The organism is Vibrio sp. 1874 (assembly GCF_033344395.1).
Lineage (GTDB): Bacteria > Pseudomonadota > Gammaproteobacteria > Enterobacterales > Vibrionaceae > Vibrio > Vibrio alginolyticus.
Window position 1 is genome coordinate 18,035 of record NZ_JAWPOR010000011.1, and the last position, 13,913, is coordinate 31,947.

A 13,913-nucleotide genomic window follows, 5' to 3' on the forward strand; every position below is an offset into this window, starting at 1 on the left:
GGAAAGCAATATGGTTATGCATTTAACAAACTGAGATGACCCGGAATTCACAACGGCCGCTATCACTTAAACGCGCACTAATTTAAGTAATGCCTATTGATGATTGAAGTTCATAAAGACAAAAATAAAACGGACCGCTTATGCGGTCCGTTTTATTCAACATACAAATTACACTAATTGTGCTTAGTTGCTCACAACAAAGTACTCAATGTCAGTATTTGCACGCAGTACGGCTAGTACAGATGATAAATCTTGCTGAGAAGATGCACGCTGCATTTGCATCGCAACTTGATCTTCTAACTCACTATCTAGCTCTGCGTTTACAGCATCAAGCTCGATGATAATGATGTTACCTTCAAGATCTTTAGACTGACCGTATACTGGTTTACCATCGACTGGTTTTGCCATCGCGAATACCGTTGTTGCCAACGGAGAACGACGATCTACTGTCTCTTGTTCACCAAAGGCAAGATTGTTTTCAGCAAGCACGTTCGTCTTACCTTCTTTCAATGCCGCAACGACTTGTGTTCCAAGTTCCATCGCTTCTTGCTCACCTTTAACACGAGATAGCTCTGCAACAACCTGATCTTTCACTTCTTCTAGTGGAAGAACTGTCTCGTCACGCGCATCTTCAACACGAACAACGATAATATGCTCAGGCGCAACTTCGATAGCTTCAGAGTTTAGGCCATCTTCTTTAACTTCAGGGCTTAGGATAGCTTGCATTACCGCAGGGCTACGAAGCACTTCAGGTGCATCAACCTGAGAAATAAAGTCCGTTGTCTTCACTTCTTGGTTAACCGCTTGAGAAGCATCATACAATGAGTCTGGGTATTCAAACGCTACGCGCTCAAGCTCATTTTGCAACTCGTAGAATTGATCGATCGCTTGTTGGTCGACCATCTCTTGTTTGATTTCAGCAGCGACTTCTTCAAATGGCTTCGCCACAGAATCTTTTAGCTCTTCAAGCTTGATAATGTGATAGCCAAAGTCCGACTTTACTAGACCCGACGTATCGCCAGGATTCTTCAGTGCGAATGCCGCTTCTTCAAAAGCAGGGTCCATCACATCACGCTCAATCCAACCTAGGTCACCACCGTTTTCAGCGCTGCCAAAATCGTCAGATTTCTCTTGAGCAAGCGTCGCAAAATCTGCACCCGCGTTTAGCTCATCTAGGATAGCTTGCGCTTTTGCTTCATCGTCCCCTTCTACAAGAATGTGAGCGACACGTCGTTGCTCTTCTGAAGAGTATTTGTTTAAGTGCTCGTCGTAGTACTTTTTCACCTCAGCATCAGAAACATTAACTTGTTCCTTTAGCGCTTCAGCTGACAGTTCGATGTAAGAGACTTTAACCTGCTCTGGGCGTGTAAAGTTGTCTGGGTTTGCTTTGTAGTACTCTTGAATTTCTTCGTCGGTCAATTCAATATTTTTCGCGAACTCCGCTAAGTCGATCTGAATCGTGCGAATATCACGAGTTTGAGTGAACAGCTTGCCTTCTGCTTGTACTTCGCCCGGCAGAATAAATTCACTGTTTTGTAGCGCATTCAGCAGTTGCTCACGAACCAATTCACGACGCATGTACTCAGCAAAAGAGTCTGGCGAAAAGCCTGCACGACGCAAAGAAGCTTGATAGATCTCTTGATCAAACTGACCATTAGATTGGAACTGAGGCATGTCTAGAATCATGCTACGCACTTGAGTGTCGCTGATTCGCAGACCCAAAGCTTCAGCTTGTTGGTCAAGCAACACGTCATTGATCATTCGATCTAAAACGGATTTGCGGAAAGATTCAACATATGCAGGGTCAGCCAGCATTTGAGAGAAGTAGTCACCCAACTGAGCTTGCATACGGTTACGCTCATTTTGGTATGCCATCTCGAACTCACCACGAGGAATCTCAGTGTTACCGACTTTCGCTGCAGAGTTGTTGCTACCACCAACGATGTAGCTACCTACACCTGCAAATACGAAAGACAGGATGATAAGTCCAAGGATAATTTTGACCGCGATGCTATTCACGCCTTCGCGTAGTCGATCCATCATAATTTAACTGCTCTCCACAATTGAAGCCTACTGCTTCTATCTAATAGAAATAATGGCGCAATAATATCAGAAAAAGAAATGCGCATCAGTATGATGCGCATAATTTAAGAAAGTTCGGCTCGAAGTTTGTAAATTTTTGTTCGAAACTTATTGTTTGAGCAAAAGTTAAGCAAATGGCCGGTTACAGAAATAACGCCGTGATTAGTTACAAGCGTCTTTCAGTGCTTTACCAGCTTTGAAAGCTGGTACTTTTGCTTCTGCGATTTGGATTTCTTCACCAGTTTTTGGGTTACGACCAGTACGTGCAGCACGAGTACGAACGCTGAATGTACCAAAGCCAACTAGAGCGACTTGATCACCAGATTGAAGAGTTCCGCTTACTGCTTCGATGAATGCATCTAGAGCACGACCCGCTGACGCTTTAGAAATATCTGCATTTTCTGCGATTTGTTCTACTAACTGAGTTTTATTCACTGTAATTTCCCCTTTGTGTCATCTGTGATTATTTTTGTGATGACTTTCGTTCCATTGTTAAGAAAATATGCTCCACCCCTTATTCATCAAGGGCTGGCAGCTATCGAAACTAACTTAGCGCCCAAAAAAAACGCTGACAAGCCTTTTTGGGCTTATCAGCGTAAACTTTTACTTATTTTTGCTACACATCACTATTTTTGAGACTCAAACTCAACGCCCGTCGGGTCTCGCTCTAGTGCGACTTTCAGTACTTCATCAATCCACTGTACAGGGATAACTTTCAGATCAGCGATAACATTATCAGGAATCTCTTCCAGATCACGCTCGTTATCTTTTGGAATTAGCACTGTCTTAATGCCACCACGGTGTGCCGCAAGTAACTTCTCTTTTAGGCCGCCGATAGGTAGAACCTCACCACGCAGTGTGATTTCACCCGTCATCGCTACTTCTGCTTTCACAGGGTTGCCTGTCAGAGAAGAAACCAATGCCGTACACATTGCTGTACCCGCACTTGGGCCATCTTTTGGTGTCGCGCCTTCCGGTACGTGTACGTGAATATCTTTCTTCTCGTAGAAGTCAGTATTGATACCTAGCTTTTCTGCACGAGAGCGAACCACTGTCATTGCTGCTTGGATAGACTCTTGCATCACATCACCAAGAGAACCCGTTTGTGTCAGCTTACCTTTACCTGGCATTGATTGAGTTTCAATCGTTAATAGATCGCCACCCACTTCTGTCCAAGCTAGGCCAGTTACTTGACCAATTCGGTTACTTTCATCCGCTTTACCGTAATCGAAACGTTGAACACCTAAGTACTCTTTTAGGTTGTCCATCGTTACCGTTACTGACTTGATGTCCTTATCCAGCAAGATGTTCTTCACCGCTTTACGGCAGATCTTAGAAATCTCACGCTCTAAGTTACGGACACCCGCTTCACGCGTGTAGTAACGAATGATGCCAATAATCGCAGAATCTTCAATGACGATCTCATCCGCTTTCAAGCCATTACGCTTCACTTGTTTATCAACAAGGTGACGTTTTGCAATGTTCAGCTTCTCGTCTTCGGTGTAACCAGATAAACGAATAACTTCCATACGGTCTAACAATGGACCCGGGATGTTCATCGAGTTCGATGTCGCAACAAACATAACGTCAGAGAGATCGTAATCCACTTCTAGGTAGTGATCGTTGAACGAGTTATTCTGTTCAGGATCAAGTACTTCTAGCAGAGCCGATGCCGGATCACCACGCATATCGGAAGACATTTTGTCGATTTCGTCCAATAAGAACAGCGGGTTCTTCACACCAACCTTCGACATCTTCTGGATCAATTTGCCTGGTAATGAGCCGATATAAGTACGACGGTGACCACGAATTTCCGCTTCATCACGCACACCACCCAACGCCATACGAACATACTTACGGCCTGTAGCTGAAGCAATTGAACGACCAAGAGATGTTTTACCGACACCAGGAGGACCAACAAGACAAAGGATAGGACCTTTTAGCTTGTTGATACGGTTTTGAACCGCCAAGTATTCAAGGATACGTTCTTTGACGCGTTCTAGACCGTAGTGATCTTCATTAAGAACCTCTTCTGCTTTCGCTAAGTTTTTCTTAACTTTTGAGCGCTTAGCCCAAGGAACGCTGACCATCCAATCGATGTAGCTACGAACCACTGTTGCTTCAGCAGACATTGGAGACATCATCTTAAGCTTTTGCAACTCTTGTTCTGTCTTTTCACGTGCCTCTTGAGGCATTTTTGATTCGTCAATCTTCTTCTGTAGCGTTTCGAACTCGTCTGGTGCGTCTTCCATCTCACCAAGTTCTTTCTGAATCGCTTTCATTTGCTCATTCAGATAGTACTCACGCTGAGATTTTTCCATTTGCTTTTTAACGCGACCACGAATTCGTTTTTCAACTTGCAGCAAGTCGATCTCTGATTCCATCTGGCCCATCAGGAATTCCAGACGCTCAGTGACGTCAACAATTTCAAGCACTTGCTGCTTATCCACCAACTTCAACGGCATATGAGCCGCGATGGTATCCGCTAAGCGTGCGGCTTCGTCGATACCATTAAGGGACGTTAGCACTTCTGGTGGAATCTTCTTGTTTAGCTTAATGAACCCTTCAAACTGATTAATCGCGCTGCGAACAATCACTTCTTGCTCACGCTCATCCAATTCTGGCGTAACAACAAATTCAGCTTCCGCTAGGAAGAAGTCACTCTCTTTAAAGTGATTAATTTTTGCTCGCTGCTGGCCTTCGACCAATACTTTTACTGTGCCATCCGGAAGCTTCAAGAGCTGGAGAATGGTGGCTACCGTACCTACGTCAAATAGGTCGTCAACCGTAGGCTCGTCAGTATCCGCTTGCTTTTGTGCCACAAGAAGAACTTGTTTGTTGGTTTCCATCGCCGTTTCTAGACAGCTAATCGATTTCTCACGACCAACAAACAATGGAATAACCATGTGTGGGTAGACCACTACGTCACGTAGAGGTAGTACCGGGATCTCGATACGCTCGGAACGTTCCAAGTTCATATAATTCTCTCTTCCGCTTTCACGTTTAACGTATTACTTAAGGCAGTATATGGGGGCTAATTGTTTGGATTCAATAAGAGAAATAAAAAAAGGAGGTAATTACTTACCTCCTTTTTCATTATGGCTGAATTTACTCTGCTCCAGCTGCCTGATTGTCTGCGTTACTGTAAATAAGCAGTGGCTCTGACTCGCCATTAATGACGGACTCATCAATCACGACTTTACTAACGTCTGTTGCAGATGGTAATTCGTACATGGTTTCAAGTAGCACGCCTTCAAGAATCGAGCGTAAGCCACGAGCACCTGTTTTACGCTCCATTGCTTTTTTCGCGATAGCGCGCAGCGCATCTTCACGGAATTCAAGTTCGGCGTTTTCTAGCTCAAACAATGCTGCATATTGCTTGGTCAGTGCGTTCTTCGGTTCACATAGGATCTGAATCAACGCTTCTTCATCAAGCTCAGTCAGTGTTGTTGTTACAGGTAGACGACCAATGAATTCTGGAATGAGGCCGTACTTCACTAAGTCTTCAGGTTCAACTTGAGTAAATAGCTCACCTACCGTCTTCGATTCATTCTTCGAACGAACTTCAGCACCAAAGCCAATACCTGTACCTGTTGCAACACGCTGCTCAATCACCTTGTCTAAGCCAGCAAAAGCACCACCACAGATGAACAGGATCTTAGATGTGTCCACTTGTAGGAATTCTTGCTGAGGATGCTTACGACCACCTTGAGGTGGAACCGATGCAACCGTACCTTCGATAAGTTTTAGTAGCGCCTGCTGAACACCTTCACCAGATACGTCACGCGTAATAGATGGGTTTTCAGCTTTGCGTGAAATCTTATCAATTTCATCAATGTAAACGATGCCGCGTTCTGCTTTAGCTACATCGTAATCACATTTTTGCAGAAGCTTTTGGATGATGTTTTCAACGTCTTCACCTACGTAACCGGCTTCGGTTAGTGTCGTCGCGTCTGCCATTGTAAATGGCACATCCAAGAATCGAGCTAATGTCTCCGCAAGTAGTGTTTTACCACTACCTGTAGGACCAATTAGAAGGATGTTACTCTTACCAAGCTCCACACCTTCGCTCGTTGTATCACCATTGCGTAAACGCTTGTAGTGGTTATATACCGCAACTGCGAGCACTTTTTTCGCGTAATCTTGCCCGATCACATAGTCATCAAGGTGTTCACGGATCTGTTTTGGCGTTGGTAACGCTTCAGATTCTTTCTTAGGGAGAACATCCTTGATTTCTTCGCGAATAATATCGTTACATAAGTCGACACATTCGTCGCAAATGTACACTGACGGACCTGCGATTAGCTTGCGAACTTCGTGCTGACTTTTGCCGCAGAAAGAACAGTACAGCAATTTACCGCTGCCACTTTCTTTGCTTTTATCTGTCATTCGCTAACCTCTTAGCCTTTACTCTTCATGAATGAGTGTATATCAATTTTTGCCAAAATGCGCTGGCTAATTACTCGCCACGGTGGCTTAACACTGCATCCACGATACCGTATTCCACAGCCTGCTCTGATGACATGAAGTTATCACGATCAGTATCGCGCTCAATGACTTCAAGAGGTTGGCCTGTATGTTCTGCTAACAACTTGTTTAGCTTCTGTTTAATCGTCAGGATTTCCTGAGCATGGATTTGGATATCAGAAGCTTGACCCTGGAAACCACCCAATGGTTGGTGGATCATTACACGTGAGTTAGGCAGTACGTAACGCTTACCTGGCGCACCACCTGCAAGCAGGAAGGCACCCATTGAACATGCTTGACCCATACACACAGTGCTGACATTTGGCTTAATGAACTGCATGGTATCGTAAATAGACATACCAGCTGTTACGCTGCCGCCTGGCGAGTTGATGTATAGGAAAATATCTTTATCTGGATTTTCAGATTCTAGGAAAAGTAGCTGAGCCACGACAAGGTTTGCCATGTGGTCTTCCACTTGACCCGTTAAAAAAATCACGCGCTCTTTAAGCAGACGTGAGTAGATGTCGTAAGAGCGTTCGCCTCGGGAAGTTTGTTCAACCACCATTGGTACTAGCGCGTCCATAATTGGCGACATTGCATTTTTTTCTTGGTAGCTCATATTCTTATGTCCCTAAAATAAATGGCCCGGATGATGACTATCATACGGACCATTGTTAGCAGAATAGTTAACGTTAAGTCAACCTTCTACGCAAGATATTGCTTATTAAGCAGCAGGTTGTTGTTGGTTAAGTAGCTCGTTGAAGCCTACTTCTTTCTCAGAAACCTGTGCTTTAGCGATGATCGCGTCGATTGCTTGCTCTTCTAGAGCTACGTTGCGCATGTTGTTCATCATTTCTTCGTTTTGCTCGTAGTAAGCAATAACTTCTGATGGATCTTCGTATGCAGTAGCCATTTCTTCGATTAGAGCTTTAACTTTCTCGTCGTCCGCTTTTAGCTCTTCAGATTTGATTACTTCACCTAGTAGAAGACCAACAACTACGCGACGTTTAGCTTGTTCTTCGAACAGTTCACGTGGAAGCTGAGCAGCAGCTTCTGGGTTACCACCGAAGCGTTGTGCAGCTTGTTGACGCAGAACTTGGATTTCTTGCTCGATAAGCGCTGATGGTACGTTGATGTCGTTTTGCTCAACTAGACCGTCAATCGCTTGCTCTTTGATGCGGTTCTTAACAGCTTGCTTAAGTTCGCGTTCCATGTTCTTACGAACTTCAGCTTTAAGTGCTTCAACACCACCTTCAACAACACCGAACTTAGCAACGAACTCGTCGTTTAGTTCTGGTAGTTCACGAGCTTCAACTTTGTTCACTTTGATTGCGAACTTAGCTGCTTTACCTTTTAGGTTTTCAGCGTGGTAATCTTCTGGGAAAGTCACGTCGATGTCGAATTCCATACCAGCAGTTTTACCTGCGATACCGTCTTCGAAACCAGGGATCATGCGACCAGCACCCATTTCTAGAGGGAAGTTCTCAGCTTTACCACCTTCGAACTCTTCACCGTCGATAGAACCAACGAAGTCGATGCTTACGCGTTTGCCATCTTCTGCTGCTTCTTCAACTTCAACCCAAGTTGCTTGTTGCTTACGTAGAGTATCGATCATCTCTTCTACGTCTGCATCTTTAACTTCTGTTAGTGGTTTTTCAACAGTGATGCTCTCTAGGCCTTTAAGCTCAACTTCTGGGTAAACTTCAAAAGTTGCAGTGAAAACTAGGTCTGAACCTTCTTTGTTCTCTACAGGAGCGAAAGTTGGAGCGCCAGCTGGGTTGATTTTCTCTTTAACGATAGCTTCGATGAAGTGGCGTTGCATTACTTCACCAAGAACGTCTTGACGTACTGCTTTGCCGTACATCTTAGCAACCATTTTTAGAGGCACTTTACCCTTACGGAAACCATCGAAACGACGGTTTTTAGCGATGTTGCGTAGTTCAGCTGTTACAGCGTCTTCGATGTTTGCAGCTGGAACAGTAATGTTTAGACGGCGCTCTAGGCCCTCTAGCGTTTCAACAGTAACTTGCATTATATATAAACCTCTAAAGTGGCTCGGTTTTCCGAGCGTATGAGCGAAACTCAGAGGAGCTTACGCTTCATCCTTGTGTAGTGTTCTGTCCGAACACCTAATTTAAAATCGAGTATCGATACTGGTTGTCAGTACCGGACTAATCAGTGATATCTTCGATAAAATAACCAAAGGTATCTCCTATTAGCCTCAGGACAGAATTTTTAGACGCGACATTCTAGCGATCTGTCGCAACCCTGTCGAGCCAATAGCCACTATGTGGACATTGTCTGCGCTAAATTCTCGAATGCTGACCCATTTTTTCTTCAAAAATGCGATTCAGACACCGTCTAAGCATCGCCAGCATATCTAGAATGGGGACAATAGCGACTTTTTCAAGAGAATCGACCGGTTTTTTTATCGAAAAGCCTAAAAAGAGATCTTGCTCTTGTTTTACTCCACAGAGTTGAAAACTAAATCCCTAATCCTTCCTACAAACTATTAACATTTTCTTACGTGACCAAAGGAAGTTGTAAGGAGTGTAAGGATGTCGCAAAAAAAACGGATTCTGCTGACATTTTTTGCTTTCTATTTCCTGTGCGCAATTATCGGTGGCCATTGGGTTTGGCAGACCAGTTATCAATCTCTACTTGATAAACACCAATCACAGCTTGAGCAATTTTCTGGCCATATAAAAAATAAACTCGATAAGTACGCCCATATCCCAAATCTTCTAGCTAAAGATGATCCACTTTATCAAGCGCTTCTGCACCCCAACAACAGTGCGCAACTGGAAATCACTAATCGGTATTTAGAATCCGTTAATGGCGTGATTGAAGCAGCGGACACCTACTTAATCGATCAATGGGGTACAACGATCGCAGCCAGCAACTGGCGTAAAGAGCGCTCCTTTATCGGGCGAAATTTTGCATTTCGCCCTTATTTCAAACAAGCCATTGTAGGCAAAAGAAGCCAATACTACGCACTGGGCTCAACATCTGGTAAACGTGGCTACTACTATTCTTATCCCATCGTATACGCTGGCGGTGTACTTGGTGTCGTCGTGGTGAAGATGGACCTAAGTAAGATAGAGGACAACTGGCAGCAACCTAACAGTGTTTTTGTCGCCAGCGACCCATACGGAATTGTTTTCATGAGTAGCCGAAGTGAATGGCTACTCAAAAGCTTACGACCACTGACAAAAAAAGAGAAAAAGCAAGTTTGGGCAAGCCAACAATATCTTGATGCGCCAATTGAAACGCTTGGATTAGTGGGTAGTTTGGACGAGGTGCATTCTGAGCTTAAACAGGGTTACCCATACAATAAAGGAACCTTGGTGGTCTCTTCGCTGCCCCTTCCCGAACTCAAACTGACAATTCGTGTGCTGTCTCCTAAACAGTCTATCGTTTGGTTCACCATGGGTTACATCTTTGTACTCACTCTAGCATTCATGGTTTTGTTTTTAATTGGTCAGCTTATTTATCACCGTCAACAGCGTCACTTGCAAATTGAACGAATTCAACAAGAAGCCAATCAAAAGTTGGAATATCAAGTCATGGCACGGACTGCCGAGTTGCAAGCGGAGATCGCACAGCGTATCGATACCGAGCAAACTTTACGCGTTACTCAAGACGAATTGGTGCAAGCAGCGAAACTCGCGGTGTTAGGACAAATGTCGGCCAGTATCAGCCATGAACTGAATAATCCACTTGCGGCAATTCGTAGCTTTGCGGAGAACGGCAAGCTGTTTCTAAAAAAAGAAAAATATGAGCGAGTGGAAGATAATCTCACTCGCATTTCTGCTCTCACTGACCGTATGGCAAATATCAGTCAGCAACTTCGCTCTTTCGCCAAAAAAACCAGTGGTGACGAGTTGGCTCAATCTCGATTGTTCCCTGTTATTGCCTCTGTAAAAGAACTGATGAAGCCCGCATTTAAATCAGGGCGCGTCACGTTAGAAACAAATTTGCCAGAGCATGATGTTGAAGTGCAGATCAATATTATTCAACTGGAGCAAGTGTTGGTCAATTTACTGACTAATGCGATAGAAGCACTCAAAGAACAACAAGACAAACAGGTAGAATTATCTGTAGAACACGATGAGCACACTGATTTGGTTTGGATTCATGTTGATGATAATGGCCCAGGGCTTGGCTCTTTCTCACTTTCTGATTTATGTGAACCGTTTCTAACCACTAAACTGAACGGTTTAGGTTTGGGTCTCTCTATCTCGCAACAAATCTTAGCCAGTATGAAAGGAAAATTATGTGCCCATAATCGAGAACAAGGCGGCGCTCGATTCTCATTGTGTTTACCTATCACTTCTTACAACACTGAACCATCAAAAGGATAAGATCATGTGTCAGGTGTTTTTTATTGATGATGAGGCCGATCTCAGAATCGCTATAGAACAGACCTTTGAACTGGCGGATATCGACGCCAAGTTTTTTGTGGATGCAGAATCGGCTTTAATAGCGATGCAGCAAGGAGAAGAAGCTGGCGTCGTGGTCACTGATATCTGTTTGCCGGGCATTTCTGGTATGGATATGCTGACAACTTTGACTCAACGCGATGCAAACTTACCCGTCATCATGATCACTGGACACGGTGATATTTCCATGGCTGTGCAAGCCCTTCATCAAGGCGCTTACGACTTTATTGAGAAACCTTTTGCGCCAGAACATTTGGTTGAAACGGTTAAGCGGGCGATTGAGAAGCGCAAACTAACCAATGAAAATGAAAAACTGCGCCTGTCACTTAAAGCCAGTAAAACCCTTGGTCCACGAGTTATTGGTGAAACCTCTAGCATCCAAATATTACGAGAGACCATCACCCAAATCGCCGATACCGACGCCGATATTTTATTGTTTGGTGAAACCGGTACAGGGAAAGAGTTAATCGCTCGTTCTTTACATGAGCAAAGCTCTCGCCGGAACCAAAACTTTGTCGCCGTAAATTGTGGAGCGGTTCCAGAGAACTTAATTGAGAGTGAACTCTACGGCCATGAAAAAGGCGCATTCACTGGCGCCGAAAGCCGTCGTATCGGTAAATTTGAGTTTGCACAAGGCGGCACACTTTTCTTGGATGAGATCGAGTCGATGCCTATCCAAGCCCAAATTCGTTTATTGAGGGTATTACAAGAGCACGTGATTGAGCGTGTCGGTTCAAATGAATTATTGCCTTTAGATATTCGAGTGATTGCCGCAACAAAGGTCGATTTAAAACACGCAGCTGAAGAAGGTACTTTTCGTCAGGACCTCTATTATCGGCTCAATGTCGTGACCTTGGATCTCCCGCCACTACGCGAACGAAAAGAAGACATTCCAGCCCTCTTTCACCACTTTCTGTTGGTAGCAGCTTCACGTTATGGCAAAAGCTCACCTAGCTTGTCACCCCAAGATCTAGCGCAACTGATGAGCCATGACTGGCCTGGCAATGTTCGAGAACTCAGAAATGCTGCAGAGCGTTTTGTGCTATTGGGTAAGTTAATTCAGTTGGGAGAATCGAACCCAGTTGCTAAGTCTTCCTCAAGCCTTGCAGAGCAAGTGGCGGAGTTTGAGAGAGCAGCCATTGAAGGCGCTTTATTAGAGAACAACGGTAGTATTAAACAGACAATGTGCCAATTGAATGTGCCAAGAAAAACCCTTTACGACAAGATGCAGCGCTACCAAATAAATAAAGACCTTTACAAATAAAACACGTTCAAATAGCTGGCATTATACTCAACTTGAATCATAATTTTTAACAACGGGTTTATCATGGTTGTTATAGATATGAACGAAAAAGTGAGAATACCGATTGTTACAGATACCGTGCTCGTAGACGGTTGCTATCAAGAAGAGAGAAGATTCGGTGAAGAGCGTCGTAAAAATAAAAAGAGGTGGCGACACTATGAACGTCGAATTAATTCAGACCCGCGCAAAACTTGTTACAAGTCAATAGACGAAGAGGTGTGAATTCTCACACCTCTTTCTACTTTCTGGCTTCCATTACTTGGTAATGATCTCCGGCCCCATCAAGGTAGTAGGCAGCCAAGTCGAAACCCATGGTACATATGTGACGATAATTAGGAACAAGAACATCACTCCAACCCAGGGTAATGCTGCCTTCACTACGTTCATCATCGACATTTTGGCAACACCAGCGGTCACAAATAAGTTAAGACCCACGGGCGGCGTTATCATTCCTATCTCCATATTCACCACCATCATTATGCCCAAATGAATTGGGTCTATACCTAATGCAATCGCAATTGGGAACACGAGCGGCGCAACAATGATCAACAAGCCTGATGGCTCCATGAACTGACCACCAATCAGCAACAAGACGTTCACCACAATCAAAAAAGTGATTGGTCCGAGACCAGCCGAGAGCATCGACTCGGTGATCATTTGCGGGATGCGTTCTTCCGTTAAAACATGCTTCAAAATTAAGGCATTAGCAATGATGAACAGCAGCATGATGGTGAGTTTGCCCGCTTCATACAGGGTGTGTTTGGTGTCTTTATGAACAAAGGTTTGGAAGATTTTAACGAGCGCAGGTTTAGTGTTTTTCTTGTCTGCAAATGGCCCCATGTCTTTGTATACAAAGTTAGCAATAAAGAATGAGTACACAGCAGCAACCGCAGCGGCTTCTGTCGGCGTAAAGATACCGCCATAGATACCACCAAGAATGATGACGACCAACAACAAGCCCCAGCTTGCATCCTTGGCGGCATCAAAAGTTTCTTTCCAACCGACAAAAGGTTGCTTTGGAAGGTTCTTGATTCTCGCGGCAATGTAAATCGCGATCATCAACATGACACCCGCCAGCAAACCGGGAATCACACCACCAAGGAACATACGTCCAACTGACACATCCGTTGCGGCTGCATACACCACCATCACAATCGAAGGTGGGATCAAAATCCCTAGCGTACCTGCGTTACAAATTACCCCAGAGGCAAACTCTTTTGAGTAACCGTTTTTGATCATACCTGCGATAACAATACTACCTATGGCAACAACCGTTGCAGGTGAGGAACCTGACAACGCGGCAAACATCATACACGCTACAACCGAAGCCATCGCCAAACCGCCGCGGAACCAGCCTACAATGGCAATGGCGAAACGAATGATCCGCTTTGCTACGCCACCCGTCGACATAAAGCTTGAAGCCAATATAAAGAATGGAATAGCCAATAGCGTGTAGTGGCCCGCGAATGCATTAAACAGCGTTTGAGCAACTGACGCTAAAGAGGCATCCGAATGCATTAAAAGGAAAAGAACACTGGAAAGGCCCAGCGAAATAGCAATTGGCACGCCAACCAGCATAAAGCCAATTACCATCAAAAATAGAAATAAGATATCCATGG

At 44.4% G+C, this 13,913-nt stretch carries 10 protein-coding genes and 1 pseudogene; 3 read left to right on the forward strand and 8 right to left on the reverse strand.

What is annotated here, in order from left to right; genetic code table 11:
* Positions 1-183: 183 nt before the first annotated feature.
* The 7 genes and pseudogenes from ppiD to R8N46_RS17685 all read right to left on the reverse strand — a co-directional run bounded on the left by ppiD (position 184) and on the right by R8N46_RS17685 (position 9,068).
* Positions 184-2,043, reverse strand: a complete 1,860-nt coding sequence (ppiD, locus tag R8N46_RS17655) for a peptidylprolyl isomerase (protein WP_005382334.1) — start codon at positions 2,041-2,043, stop codon at positions 184-186.
* A gap of 201 nt (positions 2,044-2,244) precedes the next feature.
* Entirely contained in the window at positions 2,245-2,517 is a 273-nt protein-coding gene (locus R8N46_RS17660; RefSeq protein ID WP_005382341.1) for an HU family DNA-binding protein, read from the reverse strand.
* Positions 2,518-2,708: 191 nt separating this feature from the next.
* Complete coding sequence (lon, locus tag R8N46_RS17665; protein WP_005384300.1) at positions 2,709-5,060, reverse strand: endopeptidase La; 2,352 nt, start codon at positions 5,058-5,060, stop codon at positions 2,709-2,711.
* A gap of 130 nt (positions 5,061-5,190) precedes the next feature.
* Entirely contained in the window at positions 5,191-6,471 is a 1,281-nt protein-coding gene (gene clpX / locus R8N46_RS17670; RefSeq protein ID WP_005382345.1) for an ATP-dependent protease ATP-binding subunit ClpX, read from the reverse strand.
* A gap of 70 nt (positions 6,472-6,541) precedes the next feature.
* A complete protein-coding gene (gene clpP / locus R8N46_RS17675; protein WP_005382347.1) occupies positions 6,542-7,168 on the reverse strand; it encodes an ATP-dependent Clp endopeptidase proteolytic subunit ClpP in 627 nt (208 codons plus the stop codon).
* Positions 7,169-7,273: 105 nt separating this feature from the next.
* Positions 7,274-8,581 (reverse strand): trigger factor, encoded by a 1,308-nt coding sequence (gene tig, locus R8N46_RS17680; protein ID WP_005382251.1) that lies wholly within the window; start codon positions 8,579-8,581, stop codon positions 7,274-7,276.
* Positions 8,582-8,855: 274 nt separating this feature from the next.
* Positions 8,856-9,068: pseudogene (locus tag R8N46_RS17685) on the reverse strand (hypothetical protein).
* A 39-nt stretch (positions 9,069-9,107) separates the two neighbouring features.
* On the opposite strand from R8N46_RS17685, the gene R8N46_RS17690 reads away from it, so the two are divergent.
* The 3 genes from R8N46_RS17690 to R8N46_RS17700 all read left to right on the forward strand — a co-directional run bounded on the left by R8N46_RS17690 (position 9,108) and on the right by R8N46_RS17700 (position 12,516).
* Entirely contained in the window at positions 9,108-10,913 is a 1,806-nt protein-coding gene (locus tag R8N46_RS17690; protein WP_115385828.1) for a sensor histidine kinase, read from the forward strand.
* 4 nt (positions 10,914-10,917) lie between these two features.
* Positions 10,918-12,255, forward strand: coding sequence for a sigma-54 dependent transcriptional regulator (locus tag R8N46_RS17695; protein ID WP_318098490.1), 1,338 nt, complete (start codon positions 10,918-10,920; stop codon positions 12,253-12,255).
* A gap of 78 nt (positions 12,256-12,333) precedes the next feature.
* Entirely contained in the window at positions 12,334-12,516 is a 183-nt protein-coding gene (locus R8N46_RS17700; RefSeq protein WP_021034161.1) for a hypothetical protein, read from the forward strand.
* A 33-nt stretch (positions 12,517-12,549) separates the two neighbouring features.
* On the opposite strand, the gene R8N46_RS17705 is transcribed toward R8N46_RS17700, so the two are convergent.
* On the reverse strand, positions 12,550-13,911 hold the full coding sequence (locus tag R8N46_RS17705) for a TRAP transporter large permease (protein ID WP_005382255.1): 1,362 nt from the start codon (positions 13,909-13,911) through the stop codon (positions 12,550-12,552).
* Between the last annotated feature and the right edge of the window lie 2 nt (positions 13,912-13,913).

Coding starts and splice junctions, on each gene's coding strand:
- R8N46_RS17690 (WP_115385828.1), top strand. CDS start 9,108: ATGTCGCAAAAAAAACGGATTCTGCTGACATTTTTTGCTTTCTATTTC.
- clpP (WP_005382347.1), bottom strand. CDS start 7,168: ATGAGCTACCAAGAAAAAAATGCAATGTCGCCAATTATGGACGCGCTA.
- R8N46_RS17695 (WP_318098490.1), top strand. CDS start 10,918: ATGTGTCAGGTGTTTTTTATTGATGATGAGGCCGATCTCAGAATCGCT.
- R8N46_RS17705 (WP_005382255.1), bottom strand. CDS start 13,911: ATGGATATCTTATTTCTATTTTTGATGGTAATTGGCTTTATGCTGGTT.
- R8N46_RS17700 (WP_021034161.1), top strand. CDS start 12,334: ATGAACGAAAAAGTGAGAATACCGATTGTTACAGATACCGTGCTCGTA.
- lon (WP_005384300.1), bottom strand. CDS start 5,060: ATGAACTTGGAACGTTCCGAGCGTATCGAGATCCCGGTACTACCTCTA.
- clpX (WP_005382345.1), bottom strand. CDS start 6,471: ATGACAGATAAAAGCAAAGAAAGTGGCAGCGGTAAATTGCTGTACTGT.
- tig (WP_005382251.1), bottom strand. CDS start 8,581: ATGCAAGTTACTGTTGAAACGCTAGAGGGCCTAGAGCGCCGTCTAAAC.
- ppiD (WP_005382334.1), bottom strand. CDS start 2,043: ATGATGGATCGACTACGCGAAGGCGTGAATAGCATCGCGGTCAAAATT.